Annotated in this window: 18 protein-coding genes and 1 pseudogene; 11 read left to right on the top strand and 8 right to left on the bottom strand. The window is 70.8% G+C overall.

Translation table 11 applies throughout. The features are described from left to right. The 6 genes and pseudogenes from IE267_RS19035 to IE267_RS19010 form a co-directional block, all read left to right on the top strand. Positions 1-372: pseudogene (locus tag IE267_RS19035) on the top strand (DEAD/DEAH box helicase); the annotation flags it as partial. 562 nt (positions 373-934) lie between these two features. Next, positions 935-1,024: a K(+)-transporting ATPase subunit F gene (gene kdpF / locus IE267_RS19030; protein WP_063801986.1), complete on the top strand. Its 90-nt coding sequence runs from the start codon at positions 935-937 to the stop codon at positions 1,022-1,024. Between the two features lie 8 nt (positions 1,025-1,032). Continuing rightward, complete coding sequence (gene kdpA, locus IE267_RS19025) at positions 1,033-2,697, top strand: potassium-transporting ATPase subunit KdpA (RefSeq protein ID WP_189764029.1); 1,665 nt, start codon at positions 1,033-1,035, stop codon at positions 2,695-2,697. 77 nt (positions 2,698-2,774) lie between these two features. Next, positions 2,775-4,871: a potassium-transporting ATPase subunit KdpB gene (kdpB, locus tag IE267_RS19020; protein ID WP_189764059.1), complete on the top strand. Its 2,097-nt coding sequence runs from the start codon at positions 2,775-2,777 to the stop codon at positions 4,869-4,871. Between the two features lie 24 nt (positions 4,872-4,895). Next, positions 4,896-5,570, top strand: a complete 675-nt coding sequence (locus IE267_RS19015; RefSeq protein ID WP_189764028.1) for a potassium-transporting ATPase subunit C — start codon at positions 4,896-4,898, stop codon at positions 5,568-5,570. Between the two features lie 34 nt (positions 5,571-5,604). Continuing rightward, a complete protein-coding gene (locus IE267_RS19010; protein ID WP_189764027.1) occupies positions 5,605-6,288 on the top strand; it encodes a response regulator in 684 nt (227 codons plus the stop codon). A gap of 81 nt (positions 6,289-6,369) precedes the next feature. On the opposite strand, the gene IE267_RS19005 is transcribed toward IE267_RS19010, so the two are convergent. From IE267_RS19005 to IE267_RS18985, 5 genes are all read right to left on the bottom strand, one after another. Then, complete coding sequence (locus IE267_RS19005; RefSeq protein ID WP_189764026.1) at positions 6,370-7,560, bottom strand: cytochrome P450 family protein; 1,191 nt, start codon at positions 7,558-7,560, stop codon at positions 6,370-6,372. After that, positions 7,557-7,817, bottom strand: a complete 261-nt coding sequence (locus IE267_RS19000; RefSeq protein ID WP_167152637.1) for a hypothetical protein — start codon at positions 7,815-7,817, stop codon at positions 7,557-7,559. Before IE267_RS19000 ends, IE267_RS19005 begins: the two co-directional genes overlap by 4 nt. Positions 7,818-7,930: 113 nt before the next feature. Continuing rightward, entirely contained in the window at positions 7,931-8,785 is an 855-nt protein-coding gene (locus IE267_RS18995; RefSeq protein ID WP_189764025.1) for a uracil-DNA glycosylase, read from the bottom strand. A gap of 127 nt (positions 8,786-8,912) precedes the next feature. Further along, positions 8,913-9,476 carry a hypothetical protein gene (locus IE267_RS18990; RefSeq protein WP_189764024.1) on the bottom strand — a complete coding sequence of 188 codons (564 nt, stop codon included), beginning with the start codon at positions 9,474-9,476 and terminating at the stop codon, positions 8,913-8,915. Positions 9,477-9,577: 101 nt separating this feature from the next. Next, the gene (locus tag IE267_RS18985) at positions 9,578-10,756 is read right to left on the bottom strand and encodes a magnesium and cobalt transport protein CorA (protein WP_189764023.1); all 1,179 of its coding nucleotides are present in this window, start codon (positions 10,754-10,756) and stop codon (positions 9,578-9,580) included. Positions 10,757-11,099: 343 nt separating this feature from the next. Between IE267_RS18985 and IE267_RS18980 the strand changes: the two genes are divergently transcribed. After that, on the top strand, positions 11,100-12,233 hold the full coding sequence (locus IE267_RS18980) for a winged helix DNA-binding domain-containing protein (RefSeq protein ID WP_189764022.1): 1,134 nt from the start codon (positions 11,100-11,102) through the stop codon (positions 12,231-12,233). A gap of 64 nt (positions 12,234-12,297) precedes the next feature. Here the strand turns inward: IE267_RS18980 and IE267_RS18975 are convergent, their stop codons facing one another. Continuing rightward, positions 12,298-12,657, bottom strand: a complete 360-nt coding sequence (locus IE267_RS18975; RefSeq protein WP_229861310.1) for an SAV_915 family protein — start codon at positions 12,655-12,657, stop codon at positions 12,298-12,300. 342 nt (positions 12,658-12,999) lie between these two features. Beyond that, positions 13,000-13,659 carry a LysE family translocator gene (locus tag IE267_RS18970; RefSeq protein WP_189764021.1) on the bottom strand — a complete coding sequence of 220 codons (660 nt, stop codon included), beginning with the start codon at positions 13,657-13,659 and terminating at the stop codon, positions 13,000-13,002. 920 nt (positions 13,660-14,579) lie between these two features. On the opposite strand from IE267_RS18970, the gene IE267_RS18965 reads away from it, so the two are divergent. From IE267_RS18965 to IE267_RS18955, 3 genes are all read left to right on the top strand, one after another. Continuing rightward, positions 14,580-16,118, top strand: coding sequence for an AMP-binding protein (locus tag IE267_RS18965; RefSeq protein WP_189764020.1), 1,539 nt, complete (start codon positions 14,580-14,582; stop codon positions 16,116-16,118). 92 nt (positions 16,119-16,210) lie between these two features. Continuing rightward, positions 16,211-17,593 (top strand): MFS transporter, encoded by a 1,383-nt coding sequence (locus IE267_RS18960; RefSeq protein WP_229861309.1) that lies wholly within the window; start codon positions 16,211-16,213, stop codon positions 17,591-17,593. Positions 17,594-17,744: 151 nt separating this feature from the next. Next, positions 17,745-19,352, top strand: coding sequence for an AMP-binding protein (locus IE267_RS18955; protein WP_189764019.1), 1,608 nt, complete (start codon positions 17,745-17,747; stop codon positions 19,350-19,352). A 147-nt stretch (positions 19,353-19,499) separates the two neighbouring features. On the opposite strand, the gene IE267_RS18950 is transcribed toward IE267_RS18955, so the two are convergent. Beyond that, positions 19,500-20,219 carry a hypothetical protein gene (locus IE267_RS18950; protein ID WP_373304568.1) on the bottom strand — a complete coding sequence of 240 codons (720 nt, stop codon included), beginning with the start codon at positions 20,217-20,219 and terminating at the stop codon, positions 19,500-19,502. A gap of 318 nt (positions 20,220-20,537) precedes the next feature. On the opposite strand from IE267_RS18950, the gene gcl reads away from it, so the two are divergent. Continuing rightward, positions 20,538-22,319, top strand: a complete 1,782-nt coding sequence (gene gcl / locus IE267_RS18945; protein WP_167156048.1) for a glyoxylate carboligase — start codon at positions 20,538-20,540, stop codon at positions 22,317-22,319. Positions 22,320-22,488: the final 169 nt, after the last annotated feature.

The raw sequence follows: 22,488 nt of genomic DNA, 5'->3' as shown, positions 1-22,488 counted from the left end.
TACCTCCACCGCGGCGGCCGCACCGCCCGCGCGGGCGAGTCCGGCAGCGTCGTCACCCTCGTCACACCCAACCAGCGCCGCGAGATGAGCCGCCTGATGATGGCCGCGGGGATCACCCCGACCATCACCCAAGTGCGTTCCGGCGAGGCGGAGTTGAGCCGCATCACCGGCGCCCAGGCACCGTCCGGCATCCCCGTCGGCCCCGCTGCGGCCCCGGCCGACCGCCCCAAGCAGCGCGGCCAGGCCCCCTTCCGCGGCCGCGGCACCGCCCGTGGCCAGTCGGCGGGCCGCACCGGGAACTCGCGCCGTGCCGGCGAGTCCCGCGAGCTGTCCGAAGCCCGCAAGGCGGCCCGGGTGCGGCGCGCCGCCTGACCCACCCCGGGGTGTCCGGCGCCGCCGGCCGCCCCGGTCCAACTCCCGTACCGGGGCGGGCGGTTGCCGTCGCCCCGGCACGCAAGGGCCACCCGTCGGACGGCCCGCACCGGCCGGCCGTCCCTGCCCCCGGCGCCATCGGCCGGCCCCGCACGGACGTCCCCGCACGGCCCCCGGGGCACCACACCAGCCGCCTCCGTGCCGGTCGCGCCAGGGCCGGTCATGCCCGCAGGGGCGTAAACCCGCACCGGCTGCCCCCACCCCCTTCGGGGCCCGCACGGTCCGCCGGGGCTCCGCAGCCCCCGGCCCGGCCGCGTCACCACCCCCATCCCGCCGGAGGCCCCGCGCGTATGGGACTCGTCAAGGAGTCGCGGCGGGCCGTAAGAGGGACGTCAACGGAGGCCGAACACGCCTGGTGAGGAGGTTTCCTCAGGGTGTCCGTTCGTTTCGAGCCTCTCTGAGGCCTCTCTGAGGAGTCCACGATGGCCGATCTGGCCTTCGTCGTCACCACACTCGCGGTCTTCGCGCTGGTGGCGCTCATCGCCAAGGGGGTGGCAAAGCTGTGACTGCCGAGAACATCGTCGGCCTGATCGTGGCCGTCGCCCTCCTGGGTTACCTCGTCCTCGCCCTTGTGTATCCGGAGAGGTTCTGAGTCCCGCCATGTCTCCTGTCGTAGCCGGCGTGCTCCAATTCGCGGCCCTCGCCGTGGCGTTGGGCCTGGCCTACCGTCCCCTCGGCGACTACATGGCCCGGGTCTACTCCTCCGACAAGCATCTGCGCGTCGAGAAGTGGATCTACAAGGCCGTCGGCGCCAACCCGACCACCGAGATGCGCTGGCCCGCCTATCTGCGCGGTGTCCTCGCGTTCTCCCTGGTGAGCGTCCTCTTCCTGTATCTGATGCAGCGCCTGCAGGGCTCGCTGCCCGGCTCGCTCGGCTTCGTCTCGATCCCCGCGGACCAGGCCTTCAATACCGCCGCCTCCTTCGTGGCCAACACGAACTGGCAGTCGTACTCCGGCGAGCAGGCCATGGGCCACGTCGTGCAGACGGGCGGCCTGGCCGTGCAGAACTTCGTGTCCGCGGCCGTCGGCATCGCCGTAGCCGTCGCGCTGGTACGCGGCTTCGCCCGGTCCCGTACCGGTGAACTGGGCAATTTCTGGGCCGACTTGGTGCGCGGAACCGTCCGCATCCTGCTGCCCGTCTCGGTGCTCGGCGCGATCGTCCTGGTCGCCTGCGGCGCCATCCAGAACTTCTCCGGCATCCATGAGGTCGGCCAGTTCATGGGCGGCTCGCAGCAGTGGAACGGGGGCGCGGTCGCCTCGCAGGAGGCGATCAAGGAGCTGGGTACGAACGGCGGCGGTTACTTCAACGCCAACTCCGCCCACCCCTTCGAGAACCCCAACGGCTTCACCAACCTCTTCGAGGTCTTCCTCATCCTGGTCATCCCGTTCGCGCTGACCCGCACGTTCGGCAGGATGGTCGGCTCGGTCAAGCAGGGCTACGCGATCCTCGCCACGATGGTGACGATCTGGGTCGGTTTCACCGCGCTGATGATGTGGACCGAGTTCCACCACGGCGGCCCCGCCTTCGACCTCGCGGGCGGCGCCATGGAGGGCAAGGAGAACCGGTTCGGGATCGGCGGGTCCTCGATCTTCGCGGTGGCCACCACCCTCACCTCGACCGGCGCGGTGGACGCCTTCCACTCCTCGCTGACCGGATTCGGCGGCGGCATCACCATGCTGGGCATGCAGCTCGGCGAGATCGCCCCGGGCGGCACCGGCTCCGGCCTCTACGGCATGCTGATCATGGCCGTCATCGCGGTGTTCATCGCGGGCCTGATGGTCGGGCGCACCCCCGAGTACCTGGGCAAGAAGATCGGCACCCGCGAGATCAAGTTCGTGGCCTGCTACATCCTCGTCACCCCCGCCCTGGTCCTCATCTTCACGGCGGTCGCGATGGCCATGCCGTCCACGCTGACCTCGATGACCAACACCGGCGCGCACGGCTTCTCCGAGGTCCTGTACGCCTACACCTCGGGCGCCAACAACAACGGCTCGGCCTTCGCCGGGCTCAACGCGAACACCCCGTGGTTCAACACCAGCATCGGACTCGCCATGCTGCTCGGCCGGTTCGTCCCCATGGTGTTCGTGCTCGCGCTCGCTGGCTCGCTCGCCGAGCAGACGCCGATCCCCGAGACGGCCGGCACCCTGCGCACCAACAAGCCCTTGTTCACCGGCCTGTTGGTCGGCACCGTGATGATCGTCGCGGGTCTGACCTACTTCCCGGCGCTGGCCCTCGGCCCCCTCGCGGAAGGCCTGGCGTCATGACCGCCGACACGAAGAACACGCAGAAGTCGCAGGAGCCAGGCTCCTTCGGCACGAAGAAGCACGAGGAGCCCGGCTCCATGTCCATCGCCACACCCACCCGCGCGCCCCACAACGACCTCCCCGGCGGGCACAAGCCCGAGGCCGGACGGGTCGGAGGCGGCATGTTCGACCCGAAGCAGCTGGTCAAGTCCTTCCCCGACGCGGTGAAGAAGCTCGACCCCCGCGTCATGGTCAAGTCCCCCGTCATGTTCGTGGTGGAGATCGGATCGGTCCTCACCACGGTCCTCGCCGTCAAGGACCCGGGCGACTGGTTCGGCTGGGCGATCGCCGCCTGGCTGTGGCTGACCACGATCTTCGCCAACCTCGCGGAGGCCGTCGCGGAGGGCCGCGGCAAGGCGCAGGCGGACACCCTGCGCAAGGCCAAGACCGACACCATCGCCCGTCGCCTCGACGGGAGTTCGGAGGAGCAGGTCCCCGGCACCGAGCTCAGGATCGGCGACCTGGTGGTGTGCGAGGCCGGCGACGTCATCCCCGGCGACGGTGATGTGGTCGAGGGCGTCGCGAGCGTGGACGAGTCGGCGATCACGGGTGAGTCCGCGCCCGTCATCCGCGAGTCCGGTGGTGACAGGTCCGCGGTGACCGGCGGCACCAAGGTGCTGTCGGACCGGGTCGTCATCAAGATCACGACGAAGCCGGGCGAGACGTTCATCGACCGGATGATCAACCTGGTCGAGGGCGCGGCGCGGCAGAAGACGCCGAACGAGATCGCGCTCAACATCCTGCTCGCGTCCCTCACGATCGTCTTCCTGCTCGCGGTCGTGACCCTCCAGCCGTTCGCGATGTACGCGAAGGCGGAGCAGTCCATGATCGTGCTCGCCGCGCTGCTCGTCTGTCTGATCCCGACCACCATCGGCGCGCTGCTGTCCGCGATCGGCATCGCGGGGATGGACCGCCTGGTGCAGCGCAACGTACTGGCCATGTCCGGCAGGGCCGTCGAGGCGGCCGGAGACGTGTCGACGCTGCTGCTCGACAAGACCGGCACCATCACCCTGGGCAACCGTCAGGCATCCGAGTTCGTGCCGGTCGGCGGCACCACCGAGGCCGAGGTCGCGGATGCGGCCCAGCTCTCCTCCCTGTCGGACGAGACGCCCGAGGGCCGCTCGATCGTGGTGCTCGCGAAGGAGAAGTACGGCCTGCGCGAACGCCACCAGGGCGAGCTGACCGGCGCGGAGTGGGTGGCCTTCACGGCCCAGACCCGGATGTCCGGCGTGGACGTGGCGGGACGCAAGGTCCGCAAGGGCGCGGCCGGTTCGGTGGTCGCATGGGTCAAGGAGCAGGGCGGCAGTGTCGCACAGGACGCCCAGGCGCTCACCGACCGGATTTCCGAGGCTGGTGGCACGCCGCTGCTCGTGGCTGTGGAGGACGCTGACGGCGCACGGGTCCTGGGTGTCATCCACCTCAAGGACGTCGTCAAGGAGGGCATGAGGGAGCGGTTCGACGAACTGCGCCGCATGGGCATCAAGACGGTCATGATCACGGGCGACAACCCGCTGACCGCGAAGGCGATCGCCGAAGAGGCGGGCGTGGACGACTTCCTCGCGGAGGCCACCCCCGAGGACAAGATGGCGCTCATCAAGCGTGAGCAGGCCGGCGGCAAGCTGGTCGCGATGACCGGCGACGGCACCAACGACGCCCCGGCGCTCGCGCAGGCGGACGTCGGTGTGGCGATGAACACCGGTACGTCGGCCGCGAAGGAGGCCGGCAACATGGTCGACCTCGACTCCAACCCGACCAAGCTCATCGAGATCGTCGAGATCGGCAAGCAACTCCTCATCACCCGTGGGGCGTTGACGACCTTCTCGATCGCCAACGACGTGGCGAAGTACTTCGCGATCATCCCCGCGATGTTCGCGGTGGTCTACCCGGGCCTGGACAAGCTCAACATCATGAGCCTGCACAGCCCCGAGACCGCGATCCTCTCCGCGGTGATCTTCAACGCGCTGATCATCATCGCGCTCGTGCCGCTGGCCCTGAAGGGCGTGCGCTACAAGCCGACCAGCGCCGACAGGATGCTCCGGCGAAACCTCGGGATCTACGGACTCGGCGGCCTGATCGCCCCCTTCATCGGCATCAAGATCATCGACCTGCTCATTTCCCTCATCCCCGGGCTCTAATCCCTCGAAAGCGTGCTATCCGTCATGAACAACTCCATTGGAAACACGGCACGGTTGCTCGGTGCCGGGCTGCGCGCCCTGCTTGTCCTGACCGTCGTCTGCGGAGTGATCTATCCGCTCGTGGTGACCGGGATCGCGCAGGCGGCCTTCGGCAACAAGGCCAACGGGTCCGAGATCAAGTCCGGTGGCCAGGTGGTCGGTTCCGCGCTCATAGGGCAGCGGTACGACCTCCCCAAGAAGGACCCGGACAACGCCGACGAGGCCGCGGTGCCCGACCTGAAGTGGTTCCAGCCGCGCCCCTCGAACGGGCTGGGCACCAACAGCATCAACACCCAGTACCAGCTGCTCGTGTCCGGCGCGACCAACCTGTCGGGCGACAACGAGAAACTGATCCAGCAGGTCAAGGACGCCAAGGAAGCCGTCGTCGAGGACAACTCCGTCCCCGGCTACCGGGTGGACCCGGCCGATGTGCCCGCCGACGCGGTCACCTCCTCCGGCTCCGGCCTCGACCCGCAGATCTCCCCGGCCTACGCGAAGCTCCAGGTCCACCGGGTCGCCGAGAAGAACCACCTCGACGTCGGACAGGTCGAGAGGCTGGTCGCCGACCACACCGACGGCCGCGTCCTCGGCTTCATGGGGGAGCCCGGCGTCAACGTCCTCAAGCTCAACATCGCGCTCAAGGAACTCACCCAGAAGTGAGCGTCTTAGGTCACTCAGGAAGGGCGGCACGTCGATGACCCGGGTGCTGGTGGTGGAGGACGAACCGCAGCTCGTACGGGCTCTGGAGATCAACCTCAAGGCCCGCAAGTACGAGGTCGACTCGGCGCAGGACGGCGCCGCCGCCCTCCAACTCGCCGCCGTACGGCCCCCGGACGCGGTCCTGCTCGACCTCGGGCTGCCCGACATGGACGGCATCGAGGTGCTGAAGCGGCTGCGGATCTGGTGCCGCGCCCCGATCCTCGTGGTCTCGGCGCGCACCACGTCCGACGAGAAGGTCGAGGCCCTCGACTCGGGGGCGGACGACTACATCACCAAACCGTTCAGCATGGACGAACTGCTCGCCCGTCTGCGGGTGGCGACCCGCAGAGTCGCGCCGGCGGTCAGGAGCGCGGACGGGGGAGTCGTCACCACCCAGGCCTTCACGCTCGACCTCCTCGCGAAGAAGGCGCGGCGCGACGGCCACGACGTACGGCTCACCCCGACCGAGTGGCACCTCCTGGAGGTCTTGATCCGCAACCGCGGCACCCTGGTCACCCAGCGCCGCCTCCTCCAGGAGGTGTGGGGCCCCACCTACCGCACCCAGAGCAACTACCTCCGGGTGTACATGGCCCAGCTCCGCCGCAAGCTCGAATCCGATCCCTCGCATCCGCGGTACCTGATCACGGCGCCGGGGATGGGGTACCGGTTCGAGGGGTGAGCGGCCGCGCGCCGGGCCCCGCCGCCCCCGTGGCAACCGCGGGCCGAAGCCGGGTGCCCCGCGACGACCGGCGGGGGACGGTCAGGCGAGCGCGAGGGGCAGGCCGGCCAGGCCGCGCGTGAGACGGGTCCGGCGCCAGACCGGCGATTCCGGGGGACCGGCCAGACGCGTGCCCGGGAACCGGGTCACCAGGGCGCGCAGGGCGATTTCGGCCTCGGCCCGGGCCAGCGGGGCGCCCGGACAGCGGTGGATGCCGTGACCGAAGGAGAGATGGCCACCGGCGTCGCGGTCGAGGTCGAGGCGGCCCGGGCCGGGGAACACCGCCGGATCGCGGTTCGCGGCCCCGGGGGCGATGAGCACCGGGAAGCCCGCGGGGATGTCGACCCCTCCCACGCGCAGGTCCTCCGTGCTGTGACGGAACGTGGCCACGCTCACCGGGGAGTCGAAGCGGAGCAGTTCGTCGAGGGCGCCGGGGATCAGGTCCGGGGCCCGGCGCAGGCGGTCGAACGCCTCGGGGTGCCGGAGCAGGGCCAGGACCGCGTTGCCGATGAAGTGGGTGGTGGTCTCGTGCCCGGCGACCAGCAGGAGGGCGGCCAGGGAGACGATCTCGTCCCGGTCGAGGCCGCCGTCGTCGCAGCCGCGCAGGAACGAGTGGAGCGGGCCGTCGCCGGGGGTGGCGCGGGCCGTGTCGACGAGACGGGTCAGATGGTCGCCGATCCGGTGCGACGCGCGGTCGACGCGGTCGGTGTCGGTGGCGTCGAAGAGGTCGTGGGACCAGCCGGCGAGCGTGGCACGGTCGGATTCCGGCACGCCCAGCAGCTCGCACACGACGGTCACCGGCAGGGGCACCGCCAGGTCCGCCACCAGGTCGACCTCCGTGCCCGGTCGCCACGTGCCCATGAGGTCGTCGACGACCCCGGTGATGTACGGGCGCAGTTCACGGACGCGTCCGGCGGTGAACAGGGGCGTCGCCACCCGCCGTCGGCGGGTGTGCGCGGGAGGGTCGCTCGCCAGCATGGTGCGCGAGATCGCCGGGTGCAGGTCGCGGGTCGAGGCCTGGCCGGCGAAGAAGCGGGCCGTGTCCTTGGACAGCCGGGGGTCGGTGAACGCCTCGCGCGCCTCGGGATGGCCGGTGATCAGGTACGCCTCGCGTCCGCCGGAGCCGGTGGGGATGCGCTGGACGGGACAGCCTTCGCGCAGCCGGTCGTAGGTGGGGTACGGGTCGGCGAAGAAACGCGGGTCGCGCAGCGGGTCCTGCCGCGGCGCGGTCACGAGGCCGCTCCCGCGTTCTCGGGTGCCGGGCGGCGCGGGGCGGCGTCCGACACCGGCCACGCCGTCCTCGCGGGGACGGCGCCCGTGCGGGAGCGGGTGCCCACCGTGGGCGGGGCCTCGTCGCCGTCGAGGGGGAGCCCCCTGCGCTTGGTGGGGACGGCCACGGCGGTACGGAGGTCGCGGGTGCCGAAGCGGTGCGGTTGCCGAAGCGCGCGGACGCGCGCCCGACACGTGGCGTGGTGCTGCTCAGGATCCATGTCCTCACTCCGGTGACGTGGGTCGGGGATGGTCGGCCGGAGCGGGCCGCTCCCCGGCGGCCCCGTGCGGACGCCCCATGCTGACACGGTCGCGGCTCGGTGTTGGGGTTGCCTCAGCCCGAACCCGCCAGGGCGGATGCCTGTTGGAGCAGGCCGGTCAGCATGGGCCGGGTCAGGCGTCCCGTGAACGTGTTGCGCTGGCTGGGGTGGTAACAGCCGATCAGATGGAGCTCGTCGTTCGCGGCCCGGCCGCCGCCGTCACTCAGTTCCGCTCGCGCCGACCGTGCGGCGGTCGGCTCGGTGCGTCGCAGCGTCACCAGGGCGCCGTGCGCGAACCGGGGCCGGGGGCGCGGAAGTTGCCAGCCGGCGTCGGCGAGTACGGGCAGCAGGGTCTGCCAGCCGAAGGCGCCGAGGACGACGATCGCACGCGGGTTCAGGAGCGTGATCTCGGCCGCCAGCCACGGCCGGCACGTGTCCCGCTCCGCCGGTGTCGGCTTGTTCGCGGGAGGTGCGCAGTGGACGGGAGAGGTCACCCGCACTCCGTACAACTCCAGGCCGTCGTCGGCCGTGGTGGCGGTGGGCCGAGAGGCGAGGCCCACCTCGTGCAGGGCCGCGAAGAGGAAGTCCCCCGACGCGTCGCCGGTGAACATGCGGCCCGTCCGGTTGCCGCCGTGCGCGGCCGGCGCGAGCCCGACCACCGCCAGCGGGGCGTCGTGCGGCCCGAAGCCCGGCACCGGCCTGCCCCAGTACTCCCAGCCCCGGAAGGCAGCCCGCTTCGTAGCGGCGACCTCCTCGCGCCAGGCGACCAGCCGAGGACAGGCTCGGCACTCGACCAGCCGCCCGTCCAGCTCGGCGAGCCCGCCCGAACGCGCCGCGTGGAACACGGGGAAGCCGGCTTCTCCGGGCGAGGGCCGCGGACCCCTGGTGCCGCCGGGCACCTCGTGCTCACCACCCCGCACACCGTCCATGCCGCCCACGCTATCGGTGCGTCGGCCTTCCGAGGACGCGGCGGCCCGGGCGACGCGGGGTAAAGGCTCCCGCCCGTGCCCGGTTTCCTGGCCTACGGCTTGGGGCTGAGCAGTCCGACGACGGAGTTCAGGACGTCGAAGCTGGCGTTGCCCTCGAAGAAGGGCCGGCCGGTACGGGGCTGGCGCCGAAGGCTGCGGACAGGGCCTGCGCCCCGGCCGGCGTCAGCGTCATCGGCAGGTTCTCGGCGCTCACCTTGGTCAGGGACGGCTTGGCTCCTTCGCGGGTGGAGGAGAACATGTCGACGCGTCGTCCCTGGTGCTCGGCGGTCCAGGTCCCGGTCATGTCCAGGTGCAGTGCGACGCGCGGGGCGGTGAATTCGGCGCGCCTGCCGTCGCGTTGGAAGGCGAAGCCGCCGGTGCCCTCGCCCGCGAGGCCGGTGAGGTCGGTGTTGATCCGTCCGCTCTTGAGGGTGCCGCGCATGCACGTGTGGCTCTTGTAGGTGACCACGGTGTTCGGGGCGACCGCGTCGAAGGTGATGTGCGCCTGCGCGAGCGCCTTCTCGTTGGCGTCCGTCAGGCAGAAGTAGTACGGCTCGCCGGCCTTCAGCTCCAGCGGCGGAAGAACGCTCGACAGCGGCAGGAGAGGGCCGGCCGGGCTCCTGGGCGGCGACCGTCGGCGCCATCGCCGCAAGGACCGCCACTGAGCCCACGACGAGGGCGGCCCTGGGCTCCCAAACAGTCCCATGGGTGTATTCACATGTGCGAAGCTGATCGATGCTTTCGCGTGCGGGTCTACAGCCACCGCCGCCGCTTGAAGATGAAGTACAGGCTGACGCACACCACCGCCATCAGCAGGATCGCGAACGGGTACCCGAAGCCCCAGCCCAGCTCGGGCATGTTCTCGAAGTTCATGCCGTAGATGGTCCCCACGAGTGTGGGTGCGAAGAGGATGGCTGCCCACGAGGAGATCTTTTTGATCTCCTCGTTCTGCTCGAAGCCCGCCTCAGCCAACGCCCGCATTTCCGCGTTCTGTTGTTGGGTCACCAGGGTCGCGTTGACCGTGAGGATGTCGGTCAGGGCCTGGCGGAAGCCGTCGACTCGCTCGCTGGTGTGGGTGACGTGGTCCGCGACATCGCGGAGGTAGCGCTGGAGTTCCTCCTCGGTGCCGTACTTCGCGAAGCCCGCCATCAGGCCGTGCAGCATGCCCACCAGGGGGCGGGTGGCGCGTTGGAACTCGACCATTTCGCGGGAGAGTTCGTAGATGCGGCGCGAGACCTCGGGGTCGCCGCGGAAGACTTCCGTCTCGATCTCGTCGATGTCGTTCTGCACGCCCGCCACGACCGGGGCGTAACCGTCCACCACCGCGTCCAGGATGGCGTAGAGGACCGCTTCGGGGCCCAGGGCCAGGAGCTCGGGGTCCTCCTCCATGCGGCGGCGGACCGCGGAGAGGTCGGGGGCCGCGCCGTGGCGGACGGTGATGACGAAGTCCCGGCCCACGAAGACGTGGAGCTCGCCGAAGTCCACCTCCTCCGGGGCGTCGAGGTAGCGGGCCGCGCGCAGCACGACGAAGAGGGTGTCGCCGTAGCGCTCCAGCTTCGGGCGCTGATGGGCTTCGAGCGCGTCCTCCACCGCCAGCTCGTGGAGGTCGAACTCGGCTGCCAGGGAAAGGAGTTCGGCCTCCGAGGGGCGTTGCAGACCGATCCACGCCATACCGTCGGGCGTCTCGCGCAGGCGACGGAACGTCTCGGCGAGGGTGTCGTGAGAGGCGATGTGCCGCCCGTCGCGGTACAGGGCCGACTGCACGATGCTGCCGCCCCTGCCGCTCCCCGCGGGTACGCCGTCGGCCGGCGCCGCGCTGCTCTCGGCGGGCGGTACGGGTTCGGAGGTGGCCTGGGCTTCGGCGATGGCGGGCTGCCTGCGCCACGCATGCTTCTTCGGCGGCCGCGCGGGGCGGTCCCTTCGGTCGGGCACGTTCTCGCCTCCCGCTCTGCGCGCAGCCCCCAGGGCTGTCGAACCTCGGTCTGCTTTCCCGGGAAGCAGCCCCGGAATGCCTTCGGAATGCTCCTTGAGCAGGATATACGGCTCAAAATGCACCTGCCCGAGGTGTCGTGTCGGTCCCCGTCCGCTCCTCGCCCGTTCTCGGCCTGCTTCTCCTGGCTGCTCCCAGCCTCCGGGGCTGCTCGCCGCCTCCGGCTCGTTTGCGCCCATCGGGTCGCCCTCCGCGCTCTCTCCCCGGTCGCCCTCCACTCGGCTGAGAGCGGTTACGGGGCCGAAGAGGACAGGATCTGTCCGCTTGGCTCGATACCGTGCTGGTATGCCCTCGAAGACCGGCACCAGCTCCGCGCCCCCGCTCTCGCGCCGGGCACTCAATCGCGCCACCCTCGACCGGCAGCTCCTGCTGCGGCGCAGCGACGCGCTCTCGCCCGTGGAGGCCGTCGGTCACCTTCTCGGACTCCAGGCCCAGAACGTGAAGCCGCCCTACTTCGCCCTGTGGTCGCGGCTCGCCGGCTTCCGGCCGGAAGCGCTCTCCGAGCTGATGGAGGCACGCGACGTGGTGCGGATCGTCACCCTGCGCTCCACCATCCACACCCACACGGCCGACGACGCACTCACCCTGCGCCCGCTGGTGCAGGGCGCCCGGGACCGGGAGCTGAACACCTTCCGCAAGGGCCTGGCAGGGGTCGACACGGAGCGGCTCGGCGCGATCGTGCGCACGCTGGTCGAGGAGCGCCCGTACACCATGAAGGAACTGCGTGACGTGCTCCTGAAGGAGTGGCCGGACGCGGACCCCTTCGCGCTCTCCGTCGCCGCCCGCTGTGTCCTTCCGCTGGTCCAGGTGACCCCGCGCGGGATGTGGGGGCGCAGCGGGCAGGTCGCGCTCACCACCGTCGAGCACTGGCTGGGCCGTGCGGCCGGGCCCGTGCCGGAACCCGATGGGACGGTGCTGCGCTACCTCGGCGCCTTCGGGCCCGCCTCCGTCAAGGACATGCAGACCTGGGCCGGACTCACCCGGCTCGGGGCCGTCTTCGAGCGGCTGCGACCCCGGCTCGCGGTGTTCCGGGACGAGAACGGCGTCGAGCTCTTCGACCTGCCGGATGCGGCCCGGCCGGCCGAGGACACCCCGGCACCGCCCCGCTTCCTGCCCGAGTTCGACAACCTGCTGCTCTCGCACGCCGATCGCTCCCGCGTGGTTGCCGCCGAGCACAAGGGGCGCAGTTGGACCGGCAACCAGGCCCACCGCACCCTCCTCGTCGACGGCTTCCTCGCCGGGATCTGGCAGGTCGAGGAGCACAAGGGCGGGGAGGCGCTGCTCACGGTGCAGGCGTTCGGCGCGCTGGGGAAGGGCGTGCGTGCCGCAGTGGCCGAGGAAGGTGCGCGGCTGCTTGCCGACATGACCTCGGCCACCTCGTACGACGTGCGGTTCGGGGAGTTCGTGGCCCCGGGCTGACGTGCCCGACGGCCCGACAGCCCGGCGGCCGGCTGGGACGACGGCCGGTGGGAGCGCGCCGGAGCTAGTGGCTCAGCGCGTGGTCCCGGCGGGCACACAGCGGCGGGGTCTGGCCGTGGCGCCTGCGGGGTGCGGGTGGGGCGGGTGGGGCGAGCAGTGGGTCGACGGTCACCCGGTCCACGCCGAGCGGGGCCGAGAGCGCTCTCAGGGCGGGTTCGGCGAGCCTGATCCACCGCTGGTCGCGTCCGAGAACGGCGTGCAGCCGGTCCGGGCTGGTGAATCCGACGGCGGTGCGAGTGCCGAACTCGTCGCGCAGGAAACGCAGTTGGTGTCCTCCGGCAGAGCCGAGCCGAACCGGCACGTAGAGCGGCCCTGCCGGGCGGCGTTCGTCGGGGTCGGCGTCCTCGATGGTGAGGCTTTCCATGGTGTCCTCCGGTGCGGAAGTGCGGATGCCGTAAGCGTCATGCGCCCGTACGCCCGAAGTTATGCCCACGCCGCGGTGCGGGTCTCCCGCCATGACGGGGCATTGACCCCGGTGCCGCCGATTTTGACGCGCTCCTGTCGCAGGTAGGCCAGCACGGCTGGGCCGCTTGGGTGGCGACGGCCCGGCCCGGCGATTTCATCCCACCGGGTGGCGGCCCGGCACCCGTTCCGCATGCCCGTGCCGCGTGCCCGTTCCGCATGCCCACCCGGGACCTTGTCCGCCCATCGCGGTACGGCCACGCGGAGTGCCCCGACGGTCCGTCCCGGCAGCCCGTACGGCCGCTCAAGCCGCCCGGCCCGTCGCCGCGACGGTCACGCCCAGCCCGATCATCGCGAAGCCGCCCGCACCGCCGATCAGCGAAAGGCGTCGCTCGGAGCGGGCGAACCAGCCGCGCGCGGCCGCCGCGCCCAGGCCCCACAGGGTGTCCGTGATCAGGCCGATGGTGATGGGGATCAGGCCGAGCAGCAGCATCTGGGACGGCAGGTGGCCGGCCGTGTGGTCCACGAACTGGGGCAGCACCGCCGCGAAGAACACGATGCCTTTGGGGTTGGTGACGCCGACCAGGACGCCGTCCGCCACGGTTCGCAGATCACCTCGGGCCGGCCGGGCCCGGGCCGCCCCCTCGGTGATGGCCGCCACACCGAGCCGCATCTCCTTGCGGTGCCGGTACGCCTGCACCCCGAGCAGCACCAGATAGGCGGCGCCCGCCAGCTTCACGGCGATGAAGACCGATGCCGAACGCTCCACCAGCGTGCCGATGCCCAGCGCCACCGCGCACACCAGCACATACGAACCGACGACATTGCCGAGGACCGTGGCGAGGGCGGTGCGGCGGCCGTGCGCGAGGGCCCGGCCGATCACGAAGAGCACGCTGGGGCCCGGGATCACGATCACCACGAAGGACATCGCGGCGAAGGCAAGGCAGCGGTCGGTCGACACCATGGCCGTCATTCAACACGTGGGCGGAGGGCGTACCGGTCATGGGCCCTACGTACCGGGACCCCATGGGGACCGAACTCATGGAGATCGGCCCCATGGGGAGGGGCCATGTGTAGACAAGTCGCACATAGAGGCCCCGCACATAGAGGCCCCGCATATGGAGGCCCCGCACATAGAGGCCTTGCGCATAGCCCTCACATACACGCCCCGCACGTACACAGAGAGGTCCTGCACATATGGCACATAGGGGTCCTGTGCATATGGGGACCCTGCACCACGGGTCGGCAGCGGGGCAGCACGACCAGGAGCGCGGGAGTTGGGGGCGGAGCCGTTCGACCGTTCGCCCCGGCACGTACGGCTGACCCCGGCGGCCTTGGTCGGACGGTCCGGGGCCGATGGGCTGAGGTCGCGCCGGTGGGCGACCCGGAATGTCGGGAAGCGGCCGTCGAAAAGGGAGTTGGTCATGCCCACCGTCACCGTGCAGCAGGGTCCCCGCGACGTCGAGCTCAAGCGCGAGTCGGTCGAGCGGGGCACGGATGCCTTCGTCGACGCGTACGAGGTCCCGGCCGAGACCGTCCAGGTGGTATCCACGAGGTTCCCAAGGACAGCTGGGGTGCGGCCGGAACGCTCACCGCGTACAAGTAGCGCCGCGCGCAAGCGAGTTCAGGGCCGCCTTTCAAGTCCCGTCCGTACGGGGGTCGGACGGCCAGGGACGGCCCGCCGGCCCAACCGAACGGGGCCGACCGAACCGAACGGGGCCTACGGAACCGGCCGGGGGCGAACCTGACGGGCCTGGACCGAGACCGGTCCGGCGGAAGGTTGTCGCAGGTCGATTCGGGGTTTCGGGAGCTCCGGGCGTCGGTAGGTACCAGAATCCCCACCTGACAGGTGATGCCGATCTTGCGACCCAGGAGTGAAGAGCGATGCGGATTCCGATGACGGTCTCGGACTTCCTCGACCGGGCAGAGCTGGGGTTCTCCTCCAGTACCGGTGTCGTCGACGAGCCGGACCAGCCCGGGCCGCCGGTGCCCGGCCTGACCTATGGGCGGTTGGCCGAGCGGGTGCGCGCCTGGCAGGCGGGGTTCGACGCGCTGGGCGTGGGCGAGGGCGAACGCGTGGCGGTGGTCAGCCACAATTCGGCGCGCATGCTGGAGCTGCTGTTCGCGGTGCCGATGAGCGGCCGGATCTGCGTGCCGGTCAACTTCCGTCTCAAGCCAGAGGAAATCGAGTACGTGGTGCGCCAGAGCGGGGCCTCGGTCCTGCTCGTCGACCCGGAGCTCGACGAGACGTTGTCCGCGGTGAAGGCGCGCCACCGGTTCGTGCTGGGCGAGGAGACCGAGTCCGCGCTGATGCGGTTCGGCGTGGAGCCGCGCCCGTGGTCGAATCCGGACGAGGATGCGACGGCGACCATCAACTACACCTCCGGAACCACCGCCCGCCCCAAGGGAGTTCAGCTGACGCACCGCAACATCTGGGTCAACGGCCTGACCTTCGGGCTGCACACCCGCGCCTGGGAGGGCGATGTCTATCTCCACACCCTGCCAATGTTCCACTGCAACGGCTGGGGCATGCCGTACGTGATGGCGGGCCTCGGCGTGAAGCAGGTCGTGCTGCGCAAGGTCGACGGCGCCGAGATCCTGCGCCGGGTCGAGGAGCACGGGGTGACGCTGATGTGCGGGGCGCCCGCGGTGTGGAACATGGTCCTGGACGCGGCGGCATCGTGGCGGGGCGAGATCCCGGGCCGCGACCGGGTCCGTGTCGTGTGCGCCGGGGCGCCGCCGCCGAGCCGGACGATCCAGCGTCTCGACGAGGAACTGGGCTGGGAGTTCACCCAGATCTACGGCCTGACCGAGACCTCCCCGCTGCTCACCGTGAACCGCACCCGGGTCGCCGACACCGGGCTGCCCGCGGAGGAACGGGCCCGCAGGCTGTCCCGGGCCGGTGTGCCCGCGCTCGGAGTGCGGCTGAAGGTGTCGGACTCCGGCGAGGTGCTGGCCCGCTCCAACGTGGTGCTCGACGGCTACTGGGAGAAGCCCGAGGAGACCGAGGCGGCCCTTGCGGACGGCTGGTTCCACACCGGTGACGGTGGCACGATCGACGACGACGGCACCCTGACGATCTCCGACCGCAAGAAGGACGTCATCATCACGGGAGGTGAGAACGTCTCCTCGATCGAGGTGGAAGACACGATCTTCAGCCACCCGGCGGTCGCCGAGGTCGCCGTCATCGGGGTGCCGCACGACAAGTGGGGCGAGACGATCAAGGCGCTCGTCGTCCTGACCGAGGGCGCGGACGTGACCGAGACCGATCTCATCGCGTACTGCAAGGAGCACTTGGCCCGCTACAAGGCGCCGACCTCCGTCGAGTTCCGCGAGGCCATTCCGCGCACCGCCACCGGCAAGATCCAGAAGTTCAAGCTCCGCGAACCGTACTGGGCGGGCCTCGACCGCGGCGTCAACTGACCTACGAATAAGCAGGTTTGGGGAGCGGGTGACCGAGGTCACGCCCGCTCCCTTTGACCTTCACACTGGTGTGAGGGTTCGAGCATGCACCCATGTCCCTCACCAAGAAGTCCCTCACCAAGAAGTCCCTCATCAGGAAATCCCCTGCCGAGAAGTCTCTCCTCGCCAGGGCGTCGGCTGCCGACGAGCCGGTCGCCAAGGCCGCAACATCCCTGAACGGACACCTAGTTGGCGACCATGGTGTCGGTGTCGGTGTCGGTGTCGGTGTCGGTGACGGAGTCGGTGACGGTGAGGGCGCCGTCACCGGCGACCGGAAGCTGCCCCTGCTCGCGCTCCTCGCGCTGGCCACGGCCGTGTTCATCACGAGCCTGACCGAGACCCTGCCCGCCGGCCTGTTGCCCGCGATGAGTGCGGACCTGCGGGTCGGGGAGTCCGCGACCGGGCAGACGATCACGGTCTACGCCATCGGAACGGCGCTCACCGCGATCCCGCTCACCGCCGCGACCTCGGCCTGGCGTCGCAAGCGACTGCTCCTAGCATCGATGGCCGGTTTCGCCGTGGCCAACACGGTGACCGCGCTCTCGGGCAACTACCCGCTCACGATGGCGGCCCGGTTCGGCGCCGGAGTGGCCGCCGGGCTCGCCTGGGCGCTCCTGGCCGGATACGCGCGCCGCCTGGCCCCCGCGCATCTCCAGGGCCGGGCCATCGCCATTGCCATGGCCGGTATCCCTGTCGCCCTCTCGCTCGGCGTCCCGGCCGGCACCTTCCTGGGCAGGGCCGTCGACTGGCGGGCGGCCTTCCTCGTGATGACCGCCCTGACCGTGGCCCTGCTCGGCTGGATCGCCGCGAGCGTGCCGGACCGGCCCGGCCAGAGGCGCGGCGGCCGGACTCCGATGGCCGCGGCCCTGAAGGTGCCCGGGGTCTCGCCGGTCCTGTTCGTCACGCTGGTGTTCGTCCTGGCCCACACCATCCTCTACACGTTCATCGCGACCTTCCTCGACGCAGTCGGCATGGGTGGCTCCACCGGCCTCGTCCTCCTGGTTTTCGGCGCGGCCTCGCTCGTGAGCATCGGGGTGGTCGGCGCGCAGATCAACCGCCGGCTGCGCGCGCTGACCATCGCGGGCACCCTCCTCGTCGCCGTCGCGGCCGCCGCCCTCGCCGTGCTCTCCGACAGCACCGCCGTGGTGTACGCGGCCGTCACGCTGTGGGGGCTCGGCTGGGGCGGCATCCCGACGCTGCTCCAGACCGCGGTGGGCGACGCGGGCGGGGAGCACGCGGACGCCGCGCAGGCCGTCCTGGTCACGCTCTGGAACGTGGCGATGGCCGGGGGCGGTGTCGTCGGCGGCATCCTTCTGAGCCTCCTCGGCCCGGCCTCGTTCCCCTGGAGCGTCCTGCTTCTGCTCGTACCCGTCCTGCTCGTGGTGCTGGCCGCCCGCGCCAACGGCTTCCCCACCCGGCGCGAGGGCGCCGCCTGAGCGAACCGGCGCGGGAGCGCCGCCTGAGCGAACCGGCGCGGGGGTGCCGCCCGAGCCAGCCGATTCGATCTTCCCCGCGCGCAACGCTAGGCAGGTCAGGGGCCGTCGGGGCATGCTGGGGGCCACGGTTGAGGAAGTGAGGCGCGCTGCGATGGTGACTGGCTCGTACGCCCATGGGGTGAGCGGAACCGCCCTGCTCGGCGACACGATCGGGGGCAACCTGGACCGTGCGGTCCAGGCGTACGGGGAGCGCGAGGCGTTGGTCGACGTCGGGTCGGGGCGACGCTGGACGTATGCCCAATTCGGCGCGGAGGTGGACCAGTTGGCGTGTGCTCTGCTCGCCGCGGGCGTCGCCAAGGGGGACCGGGTCGGCATCTGGGCGGTGAACTGCCCCGAGTGGGTCCTGGTCCAGTACGCGACCGCGCGCATCGGGGCGGTGATGGTCAACATCAACCCGGCCTACCGCGTGCACGAGTTGGAGTACGTGCTGCGCCAGGCCGGTGTGTCGGTGCTGTTTGCCTCGCTGGCCCACAAGACGAGTGACTACCGGGCGATGGTCGAGCAAGTGCAGCCCCAATGCCCGGAGTTGGGGCGAACGGTCTTCTTCGGCGACCCCGGGTGGGACCGGCTGATGGAGGAGGGGGAGGGGCGTCCGCGCGCGGAACTGGACGCCCGTCAGGCGGAACTGTCCTGTGACGACGCGGTCAACATCCAGTACACCTCGGGCACCACGGGCTTCCCGAAGGGAGCCACGCTCTCCCACCACAACATCCTCAACAACGGTTATTTCGTGGGGGAGTTGCTCGCCTACACCGAGGCCGACCGGATCTGCGTGCCGGTCCCGTTCTACCACTGCTTCGGCATGGTGATGGGCAATCTGGCGGCCACCTCGCACGGCGCCTGCATCGTGATCCCGGCGCCGTCCTTCGATCCGGCGGCGACCCTGCGGGCCGTGCAGGAGGAGCGGTGCACCTCGCTGTACGGGGTGCCGACGATGTTCATCGCCGAGCTGAACCTGCCCGGCTTCGCCTCGTACGACCTCACCTCGCTGCGCACCGGGATCATGGCGGGATCGCCGTGCCCGGCGGAGGTGATGAAGCGGGTGGTCGCCGAGATGCACATGGCCGAGGTGTCCATCTGCTACGGCATGACCGAGACGTCACCGGTGTCCACCCAGACGCGCACCGACGACGACCTGGAGCGGCGCACCGGCACGGTCGGGCGGGTCATGCCGCACGTCGAGGTGAAGATCGTCGACCCGGCGGGCGGCGTCACCGTGCCGCGCGGCGAGGCGGGCGAGCTGTGCACCCGCGGCTACAGCGTGATGCTGGGCTACTGGGACGAGCCGGAGCGGACCGCCGAGACGATCGACGCGGGCCGCTGGATGCACACGGGCGACCTCGCGGTGATGCGCGAGGACGGCTATGTCGAGATCGTCGGCCGCATCAAGGACATGATCATCCGGGGCGGCGAGAACGTGTACCCGAGGGAGATCGAGGAGTTCCTGTACCGGCATCCCAAGATCGCCGATGTGCAGGTGGTGGGCATCCCGGACGAGCGGTACGGGGAGGAGATCCTGGCCTGTGTCATCCCCCGGGACCCGGCCGACCCGCCCACCCTGGAGGAGCTGAGCGCGTACTGCCGCGAGCGGCTCGCGCACTACAAGATCCCCCGCCATCTGCGGATTCTCGAGGCCTTCCCCATGACGGTCAGCGGCAAGGTCCGCAAGGTGGAGCTGAGGGAGGGCTACGGGGCCTGACCGCCGCCGCGAGTACGGGCCGGTGCCCGTCCACCGCACCGGGCCTCCACCGCACCGGCCCCCGCCTCCACCGCGCCAGCCCCGTAAGTCCGCGGCCCCGGCCCCGTAAGTCCGCGGCCCCGGCCCCGTAAGTCCGCGGCCCCGGCCCTAGGCGCCCGCCGAGACCAGTTTCCGGGCCGCGCCGTTCACCGGCTGCGGCGTGCCGGTGAGGTCCAGGACGAACAGCGGGACGCCCAGCTCGTCGGCGCGCCGACGAGCGTCCGGCGCGTATCCCGCGAGCGAGAAGTGGACACTGCGCGCCGAGGTGGTCATGGCGTGCAGCCACAGGCATTCGACGGCCTTCAGTGAAGCCGGCCGGGTCGTCGGGTCCACCTGGGCCACCAGGTTCCGTCCGCGCAGGTCGATGCCGGAGGCCGGGGGCGGCTCGGCGTGCAGGACGTCCCCGAAGCCGAGCCAGGTGAGATAGAGCCCGGCGGCGGTCACCGCGTCGCGTGCGGTACGGATCGTGAGCGGCCGGAACGCCGCACGGGCCGGTGCCTCCGGCGGCCGGTCGCCGGCCCCCGGCTGCCGGTGACCGGCAGCCGTCGCCCCGGTCGGGGCCGTGACCGGCCGTACCGGCACCCTCAGGACCGCCCCGCAGGTGCAGCCCAGCTCCGGCTGCGGCCACTGGCTCTGGCGCCCGCACGCCCGGCACCGCACGGTGACCCAGGTGTCCGTCCAGGTGCGGTGGGTGATCGGCGAGGGCGTGGCGCCGCGCTGGATGGGCGGCGCGAGCGGGGTGCCGCAGGCGCAGGGGTAGGCGGGCGGCACATAGACGTGGTCGCGCCGACAGGCCGGGCACCGCAGCGGCACGCCGTCACTGTTCACCGGCCCCACCTCCCTGACGACGCGGCCCCGCGCGAGGGCCGCCGTACGGGTCGGCCGCACGGCTCGCGCTCCACGCCGGGCGAAGTTCCCGGTGGCTCTTCCGGGGGCTCCGCGGTCCATGGTCCATCAACCTCGTCCGCGGTGTGGCCGATTCGCGTATCCCGGTCCTCCCTTGACGCGCTGGCGAAGCCGTCCTACATTGCTTCCACATAGCAGAATGAAACTTCCGCATTACGGAATTCGGTTTGAAGGTGGCGCGGCCAGGCGGCGCGCCCGATCCGATTTCGCCGGCCGAAGCAGGAGCACCCCATGCCTCGTATGACCGCTGCCCGAGCGGCAGTTGAGATCCTCAAGCTCGAAGGCGTCAGCCACGCCTTCGGCGTGCCGGGCGCGGCGATCAACCCCTTCTACCGGGCGCTCAAGGAGGGCGGTGGCATCGACCACACGCTCGCCCGCCACGTCGAAGGCGCCTCCCACATGGCGGAGGGCTACACGCGCGCCAACCCGGGCAACATCGGTGTCTGCATCGGCACGTCGGGCCCCGCGGGCACCGACATGATCACCGGTCTGTACTCCGCGACCGGCGACTCGATCCCGATCCTCTGCATCACCGGCCAGGCCCCGGTCGCGGTGATCCACAAGGAGGACTTCCAGGCGGTCGACATCGCCTCGATCGCCGCTCCGGTGACCAAGGCCGCGACGACCGTCCTGGAGGCCGCCCAGGTTCCCGGCGTCTTCCAGCAGGCGTTCCACCTGATGCGCTCCGGCCGCCCCGGCCCGGTCCTCATCGACCTGCCGATCGACGTCCAGCTGACCGAGATCGACTTCGACCCGGAGACCTACCAGCCGCTGCCGGTCTACAAGCCGGCCGCGAGCAGGGCCCAGATCGAGAAGGCCATCACCTTCCTCCTGGAGTCCGAGCGCCCGCTGATCGTCGCCGGCGGCGGCATCATCAACGCGGACGCCTCCGACCTCCTGGTCGAGTTCGCCGAGATCACCAACACCCCGGTCATCCCCACCCTGATGGGCTGGGGCGCCATCGCGGACGACCACGAGCTGAACGCCGGCATGGTGGGTCTGCAGACCTCGCACCGCTACGGCAACGCGACGTTCCTGGAGTCGGACTTCGTCCTCGGCATCGGCAACCGCTGGGCCAACCGCCACACCGGTTACAAGCTCGACGTCTACACCCAGGGCCGCAAGTTCGTCCACGTCGACATCGAGCCCACCCAGATCGGCAAGATCTTCGCGCCGGACTACGGGATCGCCTCCGACGCCAAGGCGGCCCTTGAGCTGTTCGTCGAGGTCGCCAAGGAGCTGAAGGCTGCCGGCAAGCTGCCCGACCGTTCCGCGTGGGTCGCCTCCCACCTGGAGCGCAAGTCGACGCTGCAGCGCCGCACGCACTTCGACAACGTGCCGATGAAGCCGCAGCGGGTCTACGAGGAGATGAACAAGGCCTTCGGGCCGGAGACGCGCTACGTCACCACCATCGGCCTCTCGCAGATCGCCGGCGCGCAGATGCTGCACGTCTACAAGCCGCGCAACTGGATCAACTGCGGCCAGGCCGGCCCGCTCGGCTGGACCATTCCGGCCGCGCTCGGCGCCGCGACCGCCGACCCGGAGGTCCCGGTCGTCGCCCTGTCCGGCGACTACGACTTCCAGTTCATGCTGGAGGAGCTGGCGGTCGGCGCACAGCACAAGATCCCGTACGTCCACGTTCTCGTGAACAACGCCTACCTGGGCCTGATCCGTCAGGCGCAGATCGGCCTGGACATCAACTTCCAGGTCAACCTGGAGTTCGAGAACATCAACTCCCCGGAGCTGGGCGTCTACGGCGTCGACCACGTCAAGGTCGTCGAGGGTCTGGGCTGCAAGGCCATCCGGGTCACCGAGCCGGACCAGCTGCTGCCCGCGTTCGAGGAGGCCAAGAAGCTGGCCGCCGAGTTCCGCGTCCCGGTCGTCGTCGAGGCGATCCTGGAGCGGATCACGAACATCTCGATGAGCCGCACCAACGACATCAGCGACATCAGCGAGTTCGAGGAGCTGGCCACCGAGCCGGGTCACGCCCCGACGGCGATCCGCCCCCTGACGGCTTCCTGAGCCGCGGCTCCCGGGGCCGGGGCCTTCGGGCCCGGCCCCGGGAGCCACCGAAACGGTCCGGCCTCCGTTCCCCCGCACTGGGGAGCGGGGGCCGGACGTATGACGGGACGTACCGCCGGACGTCCGTATCGCCGGACCGGCCGTATCGCCGGACCGGCCGTACCGCTGG

This window comes from Streptomyces xanthochromogenes (genome assembly GCF_014650455.1).
In the GTDB taxonomy this organism is placed as follows: Bacteria; Actinomycetota; Actinomycetes; order Streptomycetales; family Streptomycetaceae; genus Streptomyces; species Streptomyces xanthochromogenes.
Note: the sequence above shows the minus strand (reverse complement) of the source record. Positions and strands in the feature narration are given on the sequence as shown.